Below are 13,383 nucleotides of genomic sequence, written 5' to 3'. Positions count from 1 at the left end.
CTTACCATGTCGTGAACCCGGACGCGGAAGCGCGGTATCTGTCCATAGGCGGCACGATGAACCACGGCCAGCCGGAATTGATCCGGAGCGCTATGGAAAAAATGCCGCCCGGCTCGGAAGTGATCTTGGCCTTTGATTATGACGAGGGCGGGGACGCGCTGGCGGAAGAGGTCACGGCCCTTGCCCCTTCTTCGGTCGAGGTCCGGCGCGTTTTGCCGCCTGTCGGGATGGGGAAGGATTGGAACGAAGTTTTAAAGCTGCAAAAGGGTATTGTAGACCTGGCTTGCCCCGCCACGGTCAGCCCGGATTTTAGCAAAACCCCGCCCGTTGCAACGGCGAGGCGGCCACACAAAGGGTTCGTCTCAGAAAACGGAAAATAAAGCACGCTAAGCGTTCGTCGAGGTCGGTACCCAGCGGTAAATGGGGTCACATCACCAAACGGATTATTTTACCGGAAGACATAAAACGCATTCGAACGAAAAATCATGTAGGCCAAGCCGTTTTCGTGACAATCCTTGGCATCGGAAAAACGACGGTTCAGCAATCTAGTGTTCCCGCTAGTCGGCTTCTTGATTTATTGGATGGAAAAGGTTTAGCTGCCCTCGGCTAATAAGCTTGTATGCACTCCCGCCCCTACGGGGCGAAGTCTCCCGTAGGACGTATGGGGGTCACCGCATTTTCTCGATCCCTCGCGAGGGGGCCATACGAGAACGGATGACTACAGAGCAAGGTAAAAAAATAAACGATTGAAGGTTAAATTGAGTCATATGAAATTCGAAAATTTTCAAATTGGCGAAAAAACTTTTTGCGCGGTTGCTGCGACAGGCACCGTATTAGATATAAAAACTATTTCAGAAACGCACGTCCACGGGAGCGGTGGAGGCGGAACTATCAGCACAGATCATAATGGTAATATTTATGGCTACTCATCTCGCGTTTCAATCGGTTCGTTCACCACAATAAAAACGACAGCTTGGATTAAAACAGAAGAGGGCAGGGAAATCGAAATTAAGCTTCCTATTGAAATGCCTGCCCGAGTTGGACATAAAGTAGCCCTAGTTGGCATTGATTGCCCTGATACAAACGAGATCATGTCATATTCGTTTGTAAATATCACTACAGAAAAGATTGAGAATGTCACATCCATTGACGAGTTAACAGCTTTTTTTGATCTCAAACTGCCACACGAGAGTTTATTTGGATCACTTTTTCTTTGCGGGATAGTCGGTGTTTTCATAGCCGGTATCTCCGCTATTGTCATAGGCGGATTACTTCGTTCATGGTTTAACGTTGATTACGTTTCACATGTTTTTTGGGTCACTATCGGTTTAAGCATTCTCGTTGCCTTCATTAGGAATCTTAAGGTTGACACACGAACAACAGCAAAACAGGCGAAAATTAATTCTGAATTTATCTCTCATATTAGATCTGCAATTCAAACGATCATGTCAAAATAATGCTTTTCAAACAAAAAGGGGTCGCTCCACAAAGCCCGGTTGCCGAGACCCAAAAACAAGCGCTAAGCCAAAATCGACGCTAGGGCCGTTTTTCGCCTCCCTAGCGCGTCTTTTCCCCGGCGGCTAGGTCTGTAGCCAAAACCTTTTTAAAGCCCCTCCCGTCTCATCTCTGGGCGCATCCAGCCCCTTTCTTTTTCCTATTGCCCGGTTTCGGTTCTGGCACCCTGCGCCAAAGGCGCATCTGAAAAACGTGTGAGCGAAGCGAACGCCGATTTTTTGTGAGGGCAACGGCGGGTCGGTTTCTATACAGGTGTTTTAAATTTACAGGGAGTTTATAGGGTAATACAGGGGGCGGCTCTGTAAGCTAGGCTGGCCGTGGCTTTGCGGGTAAGTCGCGGGAGCGTTTCAGCGCAAATGCGGGAGCATTTCAGCGCAGTCGCGGGAGCGTTTCAGCGCGGAATCGGCTTGCACGCGGGAGCGTTTCAGCGCAGATTCCTTCCACGCGAATCGAGTTATCCACAGCCCGGCAAGGAATCCGCATGGACCGGAAAGACCTGACCACAATTATAGCCGAAACCCTCGCCATCGAAGCCGAAGAGGCGAAGAAGGCCGGAAAGCTCGGCTATATGGCACGGGCGCTTATTCAAGCCACCCTTCCCCACAAAGCCGCCCCTTCAAATGAGTTTGTCCGGGACAACGGACTCTTTTCGCTAACAATCATTGCGCCAAGCAAGGTCGGCTTGCCCTATGGCTCAATTCCGCGCCTGCTGCTCTCATGGATGACCACCGAGGCCGTCTATACGCGCTGCCCCGTCCTTGAACTTGGCCCCACCCTCTCGGCCTTCATGGCGGAACTAGGTCTATCACGGCAAGGCGGGAAGCGCGGCGATATTACGCGCTTCAAAAAGCAGGCGGAAAGCCTCTTCTGTTCAACGATCCATTGCCATTATGCCAACGATGACCGGACAGATTTAAAAAATCTCATGATCGCCGATGAGGCCCGCCTTTGGTGGAATCCAAAATCGCCGGATCAATTGCCGCTTTGGAAATCGACGGTCACGCTCACGGAAAAGTTTTTCAAGGAAATCATCGAACGCCCCGTGCCTGTTGATATGGAAGCCCTCAAGGCCCTGAAGCGGTCGCCCATGGCCCTTGATATCTACTTTTGGCTAACCTACCGCATGTCCTACCTCGGTAAGGATACGGTCATTCCTTGGCCCCTTCTGCAAGGGCAGTTTGGGGCCGACTACGCCCAAGACCCGCAGGGCCAAAGAGACTTCAAGAAGTTCTTTATCAAGCGCCTTGCTGCCGTGAAGGGCATCTACGAGCAAGCCAAGGTTGCGCCGATGGATAAGGGGCTTCTCCTGAAGCCAAGCGCCCCCCATGTGGCGAAACGATCCGTGCCTATACTTGCGGGGGTCCGGCGGGCCATCGACGCGCCTAGCATCGTGGAAGACCCTATCCACATGCTAGCGAGGGCGGAAATCTTCCTTCAGACGGAAACTTTCATGAAGGCCAAGAGAGCCGCACCGGGCCTTGATGTCTATGCCCTTGAACAGGATTGGCGGGAGTGGATCGCCAAAACGGGAAAGCGTCCGGATAACCCGGACGCGGCGTTTATTGGCTTCTGCAAACGGAAGGCAAAACAGCACGGCGGCAATTAGTTTTCCGCAAATACTGTTTTAAGTTTTTACGGCGATCCGTAATTGCGGAACGGCTAAGCCTCTGCCGGAAAATGCTTTTCCAAAAGCGCCCGCAGCTCGTCCGTCATCTTGACCCCCTTAACCGCACATTGGCTTTTGATGCGCCGGTGCAGGGCTTCCGAAATATCGAACGTCAGCCGCTTCATTTCCTCGGCTTTGGCCGGGGCCTCGATCTTGCGGCTTTCAACCCAATCATCCGGGCTAATGGGTTTCGTCGCGGGCTTGCCTCCGAAAGTGACCTTCTTGCTCATGCTCATAGCTCCAAAAGTTCTTTTGCGAGGGAAACGATTTCCTGACTGGCCGGGCCGCTCGGGTCTGTATGAAGGACGGTCAGCCCTTGGGCGGCGCTTTCGGCAAAAGCCACGCGCTGCCCTATGGAAGTTTTCAGGACAGGCACGGGGTAGGAGGAAAGAGCTTCCACCACGTCGCGGCCAATCGCCGTGTTTACGATTTTACGGTTAATCACAAAAGCGCTTTTGAGATTTTCCTTAAATGTGCTGGCCTCCCGCAGAAGGTCCACAATTTCTTTCGCCGCCCACACGTCGAAAGGGGAGGGCTGCACGGGGATCAGAACCACGTCGCTTGCCATGATGGCGGCGCGGGCAAGCTCGTTGACCCGAGGGGGGCCGTCGATCAAAACGAAGTCGTGGTTCTTGGCGATAGCGGGAAGTTCCCGGTGCAAGGTCGGCTTAGGAAGTCCGATCACTGGAAAGGGCGGATTGTCTGGCCGGTTGGCGGCCCAGTCCAAGGCGCTGCCTTGGGGGTCGGCATCCACAAGCAAAACGCTCTTGTCGAGACGGGAAAGCACCTCGGCAAGGTGAACGGCAAGGGTCGTCTTGCCGACTCCGCCCTTTTGGTTCAGGAGCGCGATGATCATTATTTCCGCCTTTCAGGATTTACGATTCGCCGTAAATATGATTCTCCTTAAAAGCGGAAACAAAAAATGTCAACGAGTTATCGAAAGGGACTCAATCGCCTTCGTCAAAAAGGGCATCCAAATCACGGGAGCCGTGAAGGACGCGAACGACCTCAATCCCATCTGCAATGGGCCTGTAGAAAATGATATATTTTCCAATTGGAAAGCTTCGGATGTTTTTTTCAAGCTCATCGCGAACCCGACCAATGACAGGCCGCCCCGCCAGAAGCAGAAACTTTTCATGGATCTTTGCAACGAAAGAATCCGCCCGCTCCTCGCTGTCCTCGGCGATATAGTCCCAAATATCGATCAGGTCTGATTTAGCACGCGGGCTTCTGATTATCTGGACCATTTATGCCTCTGGGTCAGCGGCTAAACGGGCAGCGCGGCGCAAGCGCCCCTCTCTCTTAATTTCCTCGGGGTCCCACGGGCTGGGCGAACCACTAGAAAGCCCCTCGCGGATATCTTGGCGAAGCTGTTCAAGCTTCACCGCCCGCAAACGGTCTTGCGCTTCCATCAGCCGGAGCGCCTCACGCACGACCTCGCTTGCTGAATTATAAAGCCCCGACGCGACCTTTTGCTTCACCAAGGATTCGAGCTGGGGAGTAAGGTTGACATTCATCGGCATAGTAACCCCCTTTCATTTAAGATAAATATAATCCTATTGTCAAAGATTGTCAATCCTTGGCAATCCGTCTCTGCCTCCTTCTGGTTGCCCGGCCCAGACCCGGGCCGCAGGAAGCGAAAAGCCCTCTGTCCCCTCTCTGCACTCACCCCGGGAGCACTACGAGCACAAGGAGCACAAGGGAGAACATGGAGAACAAGGGAGTACAGCGTTAACCCGGCCAACACGAAGCCAGGAAAGGCTATTCTTCAGGGTGCGTGTAACATCTGTTGCAGATGGAAAAATTAGCTGCGCTTTTCATTGCCTGAAAATCAATGGCTTGCCATATTGGTCCTTGGAATGTTTTGAAACTAATATCAACAAGTCATTGATTTTTAAAAGAAATATGTCACAATGGCTCTAACAGTTGATCAAGGAGGCTGTGATGGCAGCTGGACGCTCGGCACAATTGGCACGGATTAGGGAAAAACGCGCGGCCTTGCGGAAACAATTATGGGGGGACTTAGACCCGGGACACTTTTGGCACCGAAAAACGCACGATGGGTATGTGACCACGCCTCGGACGATGCCTTTAGTTCTTCAAATAATCGACACACTCACAAACGGGAAGCCTGCTTCCTCCACATACTTTACGTTATGGTCAAGAACAAAAGACGACGACTCTATGGTTATAATTGACGATCCAAAAGAGCTTTCTCTTGAAGCAGGTTTTTCGGGAAGTCGATCAACAACGACATGGACGACAAGGATGCGTCTTCTAAAGGACTTGAAATTTATTGACACCAAAGAAGGGAAACACGAATTCCACTACGTTCTGATTTGGAACCCGCACCTCGTCCTAAAGTATCTTTTTTCGGAGAAAAAAATACCAGACAAGGAGTTTTACAATTTCCTTATTGCCCGTTCGATAGAGATAGGATGCAAGGATTTTATGGACAAACAAGAATAAAATCGCAAATAGCGATTAAGGACTAAATTTTTCGGGGTTAGATGAACAGCACGGGGGACGTACTAAAACAGGAGGAACAAAAATGAGCTTATCTACTCTGCTTATTGCCATTAAGTTCCTTGCTGCACTGCTTGAGTTGATTAAAGCCGTAGCATAAGAAAAGGGGGCGCGGCAACGCCCCCTCCCAAAACCAATCCGCTAACAGGGTTCACCCGAAAAAACGGCGCCCCCCGTGCTCAACCCTTAACCGTTCTCTGAAGCCGTTGTCCATGGCCTCTCCGCACCCCCTTACCGCCAAAGCTTTTCAAACCGCGCCGTATTGGTGTGTGTGGCGGAGCAGGGCGGGTGCGCGGGTAGGGGTAGGCCTGCCACCTCGCCATTAGGATGGTGATGGCGTTTGGCCCGAAGTTGTGGGGGTAACCTCAGGTCTTTCGCTCTTATCATCGTCAGTAGCGGTGATGGGACGAAGATCAAATTTATGCAAAATAACTCTTGCATGGTTCGGAGCGCCCAGTTCGTCTGGTATATTTACAAGGACTTGACTATCATCTTTAATTTCTCTAATTTTTACTTTTGTTTCTTTTGGAATATCTATAGTAATTTTGCGGACATCGCTAGGAACGTCCTCAAGAACCATGAACGCATTTTTGACATCCCAGTCCGTGACGGCGGACTTGTCGTTCTTCGTCACCTCCGGAGCATCTTTACGGCTTGGGGTTAAATAGCTGATCGGCATCTCGGCCATTACAACAGACGCCGACTTATCATTTGAAACCACTTGAACCTTAACGGAACTATGTCCTACCCAAAAAGTATCTGGCCCCCAAAAGGCTCCAAAAGCCTTAGACCAAGGTATAGTGTAGTTTTTATTTGATGACATGATACTAATTTCTGTTCCGGCCAGAATCTTTTTTGGCGTGCGTTCGCTTTTTGTGTTTTCAGTCCAACCAATGATATCATGAGTCGTTTTAGCATACTTCGTTTGGAAAGTGATCGAAGGGGTGCCAGCTGCTTCTTTGGCCTGTTCAAAAGCCTCAAAAATACTTTTGTTTCTTTCGGGGCCTAAATCTTGAGAAATAAAAGCTTGATAACCGCTGTAACAGACACAGGCAGCAAAGCCCCCCAAAAAAATATATTTCCAACCAGCTCTATTTATCCGGCGCAAGCCTTTGTAGGATAATACAACAACTTTTCCGGTGAACGCGCCGACGATGAAAAGTGATTCCGCCGCGCCTTTAATAGCGGGGCCGATCATGAACCCTCCCGCAATCAGTCCCATATTCATACCGGCTATGTTTTTATCAGACTCATCTTTCATTTTGAGCTCCAGTCCGAATTCAATTATTTTTTTACATAATTACACAAATGATTGCCTAGGACAAACTGCCGACGGTGTTACCGCCAAAGTTTTTCAAACCTTGCCGGGTTGGCCGCCGTATACCTGACGGTGTGCTGAATATTCCTGTGCCCAAGGTAGTCCTGAATTAGGCGCGTATCTGCGCCTTGGTCGGCCAGGGCGAAGCCGCAGGCGTGGCGGAGCATGTGAGGGTGGGCGGGGAGGGGGAGGCCTGCCACCTCGCCATAGTGCCGGATCGCAAGCCATGCCGTCTTGCGGCTCCAGGCTGTCCGCCGCTCACTCACAAAAAATGAATCCGTGTCCGGCTTCATCTTCGCCCGATCCGTGAGCCAAGCCTTGATAGCCCGCAGTTCATCGGCCCGCAATGGGTGGGTGGTGGAGAGGCCCTTTTTGAGCCGGGCGACATGCAGGACGCGGCTTTCGGTGTCCACCTGGGAGAGAACCAGGCCGCAAGCCTCCGACACCCGCAGCCCATGCCGGAACATGAGGAGCAAAAAGCACCGGTCGCGGGCCTCGTTCCGTGTCCCCTTGGTGGCGGCTATGAGCTTATCGACCTCGGCGGAAACCAGATGTTTTCGTTCGTTCATCATTTTGTCTAATGTTGGCGTTTGGGGAACCTAGAAAAATCGCGGCTTTCCGGCCTTCATCGGGGCAGACATTAGACAAAATACAATATTTTGTCTAGTCGCCTTCCCGCTGCCGCCCATGGAACGGATCGGAAAACTTCCACAAAATAAACATGGCTCTTTGCTTCGGCAAATTCGTATGGCATTATTTGAATGCAGAATCCAGCCGGATTCCCTTAACTCCCCTGCACTATAGCCGCTCTCATGACTAGACAAAATATTGTATTCTGCCTTGTGTTGCTCCTGACTGTCGCAGCGCCTGCCTTTGTGTTGGCAAAAGAGGCGAAGATTTCAGAGCAAGAGACGATTGGCGGCTTGACGTGCTTCACGATTGCACCGGAACTCTCGCGCGAGAAAGAACCCGAGCCTTGCGCCAAGCTTTGCGCCCAACAGGGCGCGGCTTGCTCTGGCGTCACCAGCCCCATGTCCCCGCCCAAAACCTGCGAAAGCCCCTCTGGCTTCGTCACTTGCCGCTGCTGCAAGGTGGAAAAATGAAAACGATCCTCGCCGCCATTCTTTTTTGCCTCCTTGTCCTTTCCCCCGCTCATGCGGGACAGAAAGGCATCGGCCAGCCCTGCAACAGCGACAACAGCGCCGTCGATTTCGACACCCTCGCCCAATGCAACGGCTCCACCATCATCAAAGCCCCCCTGATGCTCGGCGCGGTCGCCAGCCCGCCCTACGCCACAACCGCATGCGACGCGGCCAAGGCTGGCATGATCCAATACACCGGCGGCACCTTTCAGGGCTGCAACGGCTCCAGCTGGGGCGGGCTGCCAACCCTCCTCACCCTAGGAACCACCGCCACAAGCAACAGCCCCTTCCGAACAGGCGATGTGACGACGGGCCTTTTCAGCGATACGGCCAGCACCGTCAGCATCGCGACCGCAGGGGCCCAGCGGCTGATCGTGACCGCGACGGGCAGCGTGGGGATTGGGACGACGAATCCCAAGTGGAAACTTGAGACGCTAAACGGCATCATTTCTGTCAACAATGACGACGGCACATCTGATAGCAGGATTCTATTCAGACAGAAGAATGGAACCGATTATCCAACGAGTTGGATTGGCCAGCCGACTTGGGATAAGGCTGTTTTTTATATTTATGGACCGACGGCGACCGCGAATGAAACTGCGGCCACATATGGAGCGGCAACATGGCGTTTCCTAACCTCTGGTACAGAAGCCATGCGTATTACCTCCACAGGCAACGTCGGCATCGGGACGACGGGGCCAGCTTATAAATTGGACATCAACAATCCGGCAGGAAACTTAAGAACGGGCTTCCATTTGGGAAATGGCGGAACTGATGATCTTTTTCTTACCGACAATTCTTCCCTTATTAGCAGCAACGCTTTTTGGAATGGGGGTTGGTATTACAACTCATCAAGCGCAGCCACATACATCAGCATATCAGGCGGGACTTTTTCCTTTGCAACAGCGCCAACCGGAACAGCTGGCGCGACTCCGGCGTTCACAACGAAAATGTATATAAGCAATGCAGGCAACATCGGGATCGGGACGACAACCCCTACCGTTGCATTGGATGTCAATGGAGCTGTTCGAGCCGCCAACGCCATAATGGCAAAAGCGGTCGGAAGTTATGGTTCGATTAGCCTGCAGACCGGTAGCACCGTATTGCCCGGCTACATCGAATGGCGCAATCCGGCTGCGGAGGGATCGTCGGGGGCAAGACGCGGTTTCATGGGCTGGGATAGTGCAAATGTTGCGCTCGCGCTTGAGAACAGCTCAAACTTCGTTGTGTCTGGCGGCAACGTCGGGATCGGGACGGCGAGTCCGAGTGCTTTGCTTGATGTCAACGGCCAAGCCGTGTTTGGCGCAAATTCAGGGCAACGGATATCCATATATGGGGATCATATGGGGATTAATCGCCGCGTTTCCGATGGTGTAATCTATAATTCTAATGGACACGCCTATCAATGGGCTCATTCGCTAAGCACGACAAACACGTCTGATAATCTCGCATTGCAGGTATATACTCCAGCAGGTGGTAGTGTTACCTCAAGCGCTTTAGCGATCAATGGTGCTGGCAACGTCGGCATCGGGACGACGAGTCCGGGGTCTAAATTGCAAGTTAATGGAACCATTACACTTCCAAGCAGGGACACAAATGCCATTCAAGGCGATAACGCAAGCGCTTGGCTTGTGATCGGGAGTGACGCAGGGAGTAATGGAGGGGTAACAGGAACAGGGTCGCACATTGTTCTTCGAGGGTCTGCACAAAGTCAAAATATTGAATTCTATCAGGGAGGAGCACAACGTTTTCTTTTTTATCCAACAGGCAATGCCTTATTCTATGGAGCGCTAACACAAAACTCCGATATGCGCTTGAAAAGAGATATTAACCCCATCAAATTTTCCCTCAACAAACTTATACAAATACATGGCGTAACCTTTCACTGGAAAGAAACAGATAAAGATCAGTTAGAACAAATAGGGGTGATCGCGCAGGAAGTTCAAAAGGTCTTTCCGCAATTGGTCAAAGCCGACGAAAAAGGCATGCTTTCGGTCAACTATTCCGGCTTTGTCGCGCCGCTGATCGAAGCCGTCAAAGACCTCAAGACCGAAAACGAAAAGCTCAAGGTCCAAAACACTTCCTTTGCCGCACGCCTCGACGCACTCGAAGCGCGGGGAAGGTAACTTTCCCCTATCCCTCGGCCTTCGCGGCCTCCAAAGCTTCTTTTGACTTCGGCTTTCGCAGCGACACACGTCCATTGACCGGAAGGGCGTCCAATACAATATCGAGGCCTTCGCCGTCCTTGTGCTCAAAGGCGGCCCCGACTCTTAGCCAGTTCGACCGGCGCTTGCCATCCTGTTCAAAGTCCACAACTGTATAAGCATAAAATGCAAGATTAGCCATGATCCGCCCTCCTTTGTAGGTTTGCGGACTCACGCTGCCATCAATTCTTTAAAATCTACTTACCATTAAGATATTCATCGCAACTGTCGATGATTGCCCCGCACTCTGCCGCGTCGGGCCGCGCCTTAATAAGCTCGATCATCTTCAAGGCCTGTTCATCTGTCGGTGTCTGTTCAAGGGGGATTTCCCAAAGCCAGTTATTGACCAAGGCAGCAAGTTCAACCCTCGGCATGGTCAAAAGAACGTCCTGAAACGGAAGATATGCCTTCACCTGCCACCCCCTTCTTTTCCCTATTGCCCCAGCCTTCACCGCTTAAGGATATGCCGCCACCTCTCGCGCCATTGAGCCAGCATCCCCGCCGCCTTGAACACGCCCCATTCTTCAAGTGCGGCATCAAGGCCGAAACGCGGGCGGCGCGGTTTTTCCCGAAAGGCAGGTTTTGCGGTTTCCTCATGGTCCGAAGCCCATGGGCCGCGTTTCAATTTCTTTGCCCCTCCGGTTCGGCCTCCGCCCTGGGCTTGGCGGGGGCCTAGTCTCGTTCCCGCTCCCTCTCGCGCCCTTCGTCCCTGTCGCGGCCTGAACTGACACGAAGCCCCGCCTTTTCCCGCAAGGCGTCACGTTCCATCCGCGCCCGCTGCGCTTCGGTGATCTCGGCCTTGGCGTCCTTCCGTTCCGTTCTGGCAGCAAGGTCTTCCCGCTTCTGCTCGGCCTCGCCCTTCCGACCCGCGAAGGAGTTTTTCTCGCGCTGCTGGGCCTGCCGTTCGCTTTCCCACTGCTCGGCCTGACGCTCTTGAAGTTTCTTTGAGCGCTTTTCAAAGTCACGCTGCGCGTCCTGCTGCTGCGCCACCATCCCCGCCCTGCTGTAAGGCGCGCGCGTCTTCGGCTTGATCTTGGCCCATTCCCATTCCTCGGCCTTTGCCCGTTCAGCGCCTGCCAGTTCAAGCGCCGTGGTCCGAAGGGCAATTTTCAGGCGCTCCCGCTCTTTGTTCCGGGCCTCAATCTCGCGGTTCAAGTCGCCGCGCTCGGTCTGCTCTCCCTCGCGCTCCAACTGCGAAGCCGTGGGGCCTAAATGCTCGGTCGGTTCCCGCTCGACCCCTTGGGCCTCAAGACTCCGGTGATCGATACGGGCTTCGTGGCCGTGGCGCTCAAGGTAACGGTTGGCCGTCTTTTCCCATTTTTCCCGCCACTCTTGAAGCTGGGCCTTGCTGTTCCATTCTCGCTTTTTCTGGCCGAACCCATCCGGCCCGATCTCGCGCATGGTTAAGAGAATGTGCGCGTGGTGGTTCCGGTTGTCGCCTTCCCGGTCGGGCGCATGAATGGCCACGTCCGCAATCATGCCCTTACGAACAAAGTTTTCCCGCGTGAAGTCCGTAATTAACTGGCGGCGCTGCTCGTCGGTCAGTTCATGAGGTAGGGCAATTTCAACCTCGCGGGCAAGCTGGGCGTCTTTCCGCTTTTCCGCCTTCTCCACCTCCGACCACAGCCTTTCCCGATCCTGCGCCCATTCCGGCGCGTTCTTCGGGGTGAAGATACCGGAGAAAACCAAGCCCTCGGCCCGCCCGTAATCGTGGGCTTCGCCGGTGCGTTCGTTGGTTAGCTGCGCTCTGGCATTGTAAGCCGCTTTGGCAACGGAACTTTGTCCCTTGCCACGGCTAACCACTTTTGCGGAAAAGTGAAAAATAGCCATAAACTGCAACCTTGCGTAATCTTAAAATATCTTCAGTTTGCCGGATGGCAAGCGCCATTCGCTCTTCTCCCCTGCCGGATGGCAGGGCGCACACATTGCGAAGCAATGTATAAGTGCGCCCTTTGGGATTATTGCTCCGCTAACCTTCGGCTACCGTTTTCACAAAACCATGTCCACAGGCTACCAGCCAAAGACGAAGAAAAGACGAAAACCCAAGGCAATTTAGCGAAAACTCCTGTTCTCTTAATGAGGCCTTAACGGCAGGCGAAACAAAAAACTCAACAAAAGCAGGGATTTTTTAAAACCTCATGAAATATAATCCAATGAACGCCCCCGAATTGAGCCTTGATCTCTTGCATGATACGAACCCCAAAAAGGGGAATAGCTATGACCACTCCCGCCAAAATCGACCGCCTCAAGCAAAAAAAAGAGGAAATCGAAAAGCAGCTTGCGGAACTGGAAGCACGAGAAAAAAACAAAACCAGAAAAGAAGACAGCCGCCTAAAAATCTTGATCGGCGCGGCCATCCTTGCGGATACGAAAACTAAGCCGGAGCTTGCCACTGCGATTCAAAAAATACTTGATCGGGCCATTACCGCAAAGCGGGACCGGCTTTTTTTACAAGAAAAGGGATGGTTGCCGGGGCAGCCGGAGACGGGCAATAGGGAAGAAAAATAGGGCTACGCCGATCAGGTGGGGGGCTTGTGAGCTATGATTTGCTTTTTGCATGGGTGAAACGGGAGACGGTCTCAACCTTAAAACCTTATCTGAGCATGGCGGGCACAGGCCAACGGGCCGCCGGTCAGTTTCGCGTCAAATGGCTTCGGCGCGGTTTGCTCATGCTCTGGTGGATTGCGGCCTTCCTCACGGGGCTGGCGCTGTGCGTCGATCTGGTTTTTTCCGTAGCTGGCAACATTAATTTTAGGAACAGCCCCGAAGCGGGTCTTACGCTTCTCATAATCCAAAGCTTTGCCGGAAGCCTCGGCATTACAAGCCTGATTTTTGATCTGTGGGTGGCTGGCGCTCTTTACCACCTTGCCCGGGTCTGGCAGCAACGCACCCAAGGCGGACACGAAAAGGCGAAGATTTGGCGCGTGGTGGCCGCTGTCGCGATTATCCTTGGCCGCCCCTCCACTTTTTTGGTGATGTTCCTGTTTTCTTTTATCCCGAACAGTTGGTGGC

At 52.7% G+C, this 13,383-nt stretch carries 16 protein-coding genes; 7 read left to right on the top strand and 9 right to left on the bottom strand.

The window, feature by feature from the left end; translation table 11 throughout:
• The 3 genes from GTA51_RS19165 to GTA51_RS19155 all read left to right on the top strand — a co-directional run.
• Window positions 1-380 (top strand): toprim domain-containing protein (locus GTA51_RS19165; protein WP_160963995.1); only part of this gene is annotated, 380 nt, incomplete at its 5' end.
• Window positions 381-767: 387 nt separating this feature from the next.
• Window positions 768-1,457, top strand: coding sequence for a hypothetical protein (locus GTA51_RS19160; RefSeq protein WP_160963993.1), 690 nt, complete (start codon window positions 768-770; stop codon window positions 1,455-1,457).
• 539 nt (window positions 1,458-1,996) lie between these two features.
• Window positions 1,997-3,121: a replication protein RepA gene (locus tag GTA51_RS19155; protein ID WP_160963991.1), complete on the top strand. Its 1,125-nt coding sequence runs from the start codon at window positions 1,997-1,999 to the stop codon at window positions 3,119-3,121.
• A 53-nt stretch (window positions 3,122-3,174) separates the two neighbouring features.
• Here the strand turns inward: GTA51_RS19155 and GTA51_RS19150 are convergent, their stop codons facing one another.
• From GTA51_RS19150 to GTA51_RS19135, 4 genes are all read right to left on the bottom strand, one after another.
• Entirely contained in the window at window positions 3,175-3,411 is a 237-nt protein-coding gene (locus GTA51_RS19150; protein ID WP_160963989.1) for a plasmid partition protein ParG, read from the bottom strand.
• A gap of 2 nt (window positions 3,412-3,413) precedes the next feature.
• Entirely contained in the window at window positions 3,414-4,037 is a 624-nt protein-coding gene (gene parA, locus GTA51_RS19145; RefSeq protein WP_160963987.1) for a ParA family partition ATPase, read from the bottom strand.
• A gap of 91 nt (window positions 4,038-4,128) precedes the next feature.
• Entirely contained in the window at window positions 4,129-4,428 is a 300-nt protein-coding gene (locus GTA51_RS19140; protein WP_160963985.1) for a type II toxin-antitoxin system RelE/ParE family toxin, read from the bottom strand.
• Window positions 4,429-4,704 carry a type II toxin-antitoxin system ParD family antitoxin gene (locus tag GTA51_RS19135; protein WP_160963983.1) on the bottom strand — a complete coding sequence of 92 codons (276 nt, stop codon included), beginning with the start codon at window positions 4,702-4,704 and terminating at the stop codon, window positions 4,429-4,431.
• A 421-nt stretch (window positions 4,705-5,125) separates the two neighbouring features.
• On the opposite strand from GTA51_RS19135, the gene GTA51_RS19130 reads away from it, so the two are divergent.
• The gene (locus GTA51_RS19130; protein WP_160963981.1) at window positions 5,126-5,650 is read left to right on the top strand and encodes a hypothetical protein; all 525 of its coding nucleotides are present in this window, start codon (window positions 5,126-5,128) and stop codon (window positions 5,648-5,650) included.
• A 379-nt stretch (window positions 5,651-6,029) separates the two neighbouring features.
• On the opposite strand, the gene GTA51_RS19125 is transcribed toward GTA51_RS19130, so the two are convergent.
• A complete protein-coding gene (locus GTA51_RS19125) occupies window positions 6,030-6,968 on the bottom strand; it encodes an MFS transporter (RefSeq protein WP_160963979.1) in 939 nt (312 codons plus the stop codon).
• A 77-nt stretch (window positions 6,969-7,045) separates the two neighbouring features.
• Window positions 7,046-7,594 carry a tyrosine-type recombinase/integrase gene (locus GTA51_RS19120; protein WP_160963977.1) on the bottom strand — a complete coding sequence of 183 codons (549 nt, stop codon included), beginning with the start codon at window positions 7,592-7,594 and terminating at the stop codon, window positions 7,046-7,048.
• Window positions 7,595-8,124: 530 nt separating this feature from the next.
• Here GTA51_RS19120 and GTA51_RS19115 point away from each other — a divergent pair.
• Entirely contained in the window at window positions 8,125-10,293 is a 2,169-nt protein-coding gene (locus GTA51_RS19115; protein WP_160963975.1) for a tail fiber domain-containing protein, read from the top strand.
• A 7-nt stretch (window positions 10,294-10,300) separates the two neighbouring features.
• Here GTA51_RS19115 and GTA51_RS19110 read toward each other — a convergent pair whose 3' ends face one another.
• The 3 genes from GTA51_RS19110 to mobQ all read right to left on the bottom strand — a co-directional run bounded on the left by GTA51_RS19110 (window position 10,301) and on the right by mobQ (window position 12,201).
• Window positions 10,301-10,513, bottom strand: coding sequence for a hypothetical protein (locus GTA51_RS19110; protein ID WP_160963973.1), 213 nt, complete (start codon window positions 10,511-10,513; stop codon window positions 10,301-10,303).
• Window positions 10,514-10,568: 55 nt separating this feature from the next.
• Window positions 10,569-10,784, bottom strand: coding sequence for a hypothetical protein (locus GTA51_RS19105; RefSeq protein ID WP_160963971.1), 216 nt, complete (start codon window positions 10,782-10,784; stop codon window positions 10,569-10,571).
• A gap of 259 nt (window positions 10,785-11,043) precedes the next feature.
• Complete coding sequence (gene mobQ, locus GTA51_RS19100) at window positions 11,044-12,201, bottom strand: MobQ family relaxase (protein WP_160963969.1); 1,158 nt, start codon at window positions 12,199-12,201, stop codon at window positions 11,044-11,046.
• A gap of 387 nt (window positions 12,202-12,588) precedes the next feature.
• Between mobQ and GTA51_RS19095 the strand changes: the two genes are divergently transcribed.
• Together GTA51_RS19095 and GTA51_RS19090 are read left to right on the top strand one after the other, a co-directional pair.
• Window positions 12,589-12,879, top strand: a complete 291-nt coding sequence (locus GTA51_RS19095) for a hypothetical protein (protein WP_160963967.1) — start codon at window positions 12,589-12,591, stop codon at window positions 12,877-12,879.
• Between the two features lie 26 nt (window positions 12,880-12,905).
• Window positions 12,906-13,383 (top strand): hypothetical protein (locus GTA51_RS19090; RefSeq protein ID WP_160963965.1); only part of this gene is annotated, 478 nt, incomplete at its 3' end.

This window comes from Solidesulfovibrio aerotolerans, from assembly GCF_009856865.1.
In the GTDB taxonomy this organism is placed as follows: domain Bacteria; phylum Desulfobacterota; class Desulfovibrionia; order Desulfovibrionales; family Desulfovibrionaceae; genus Solidesulfovibrio; species Solidesulfovibrio aerotolerans.
Note: the sequence above shows the minus strand (reverse complement) of the source record. Positions and strands in the feature narration are given on the sequence as shown.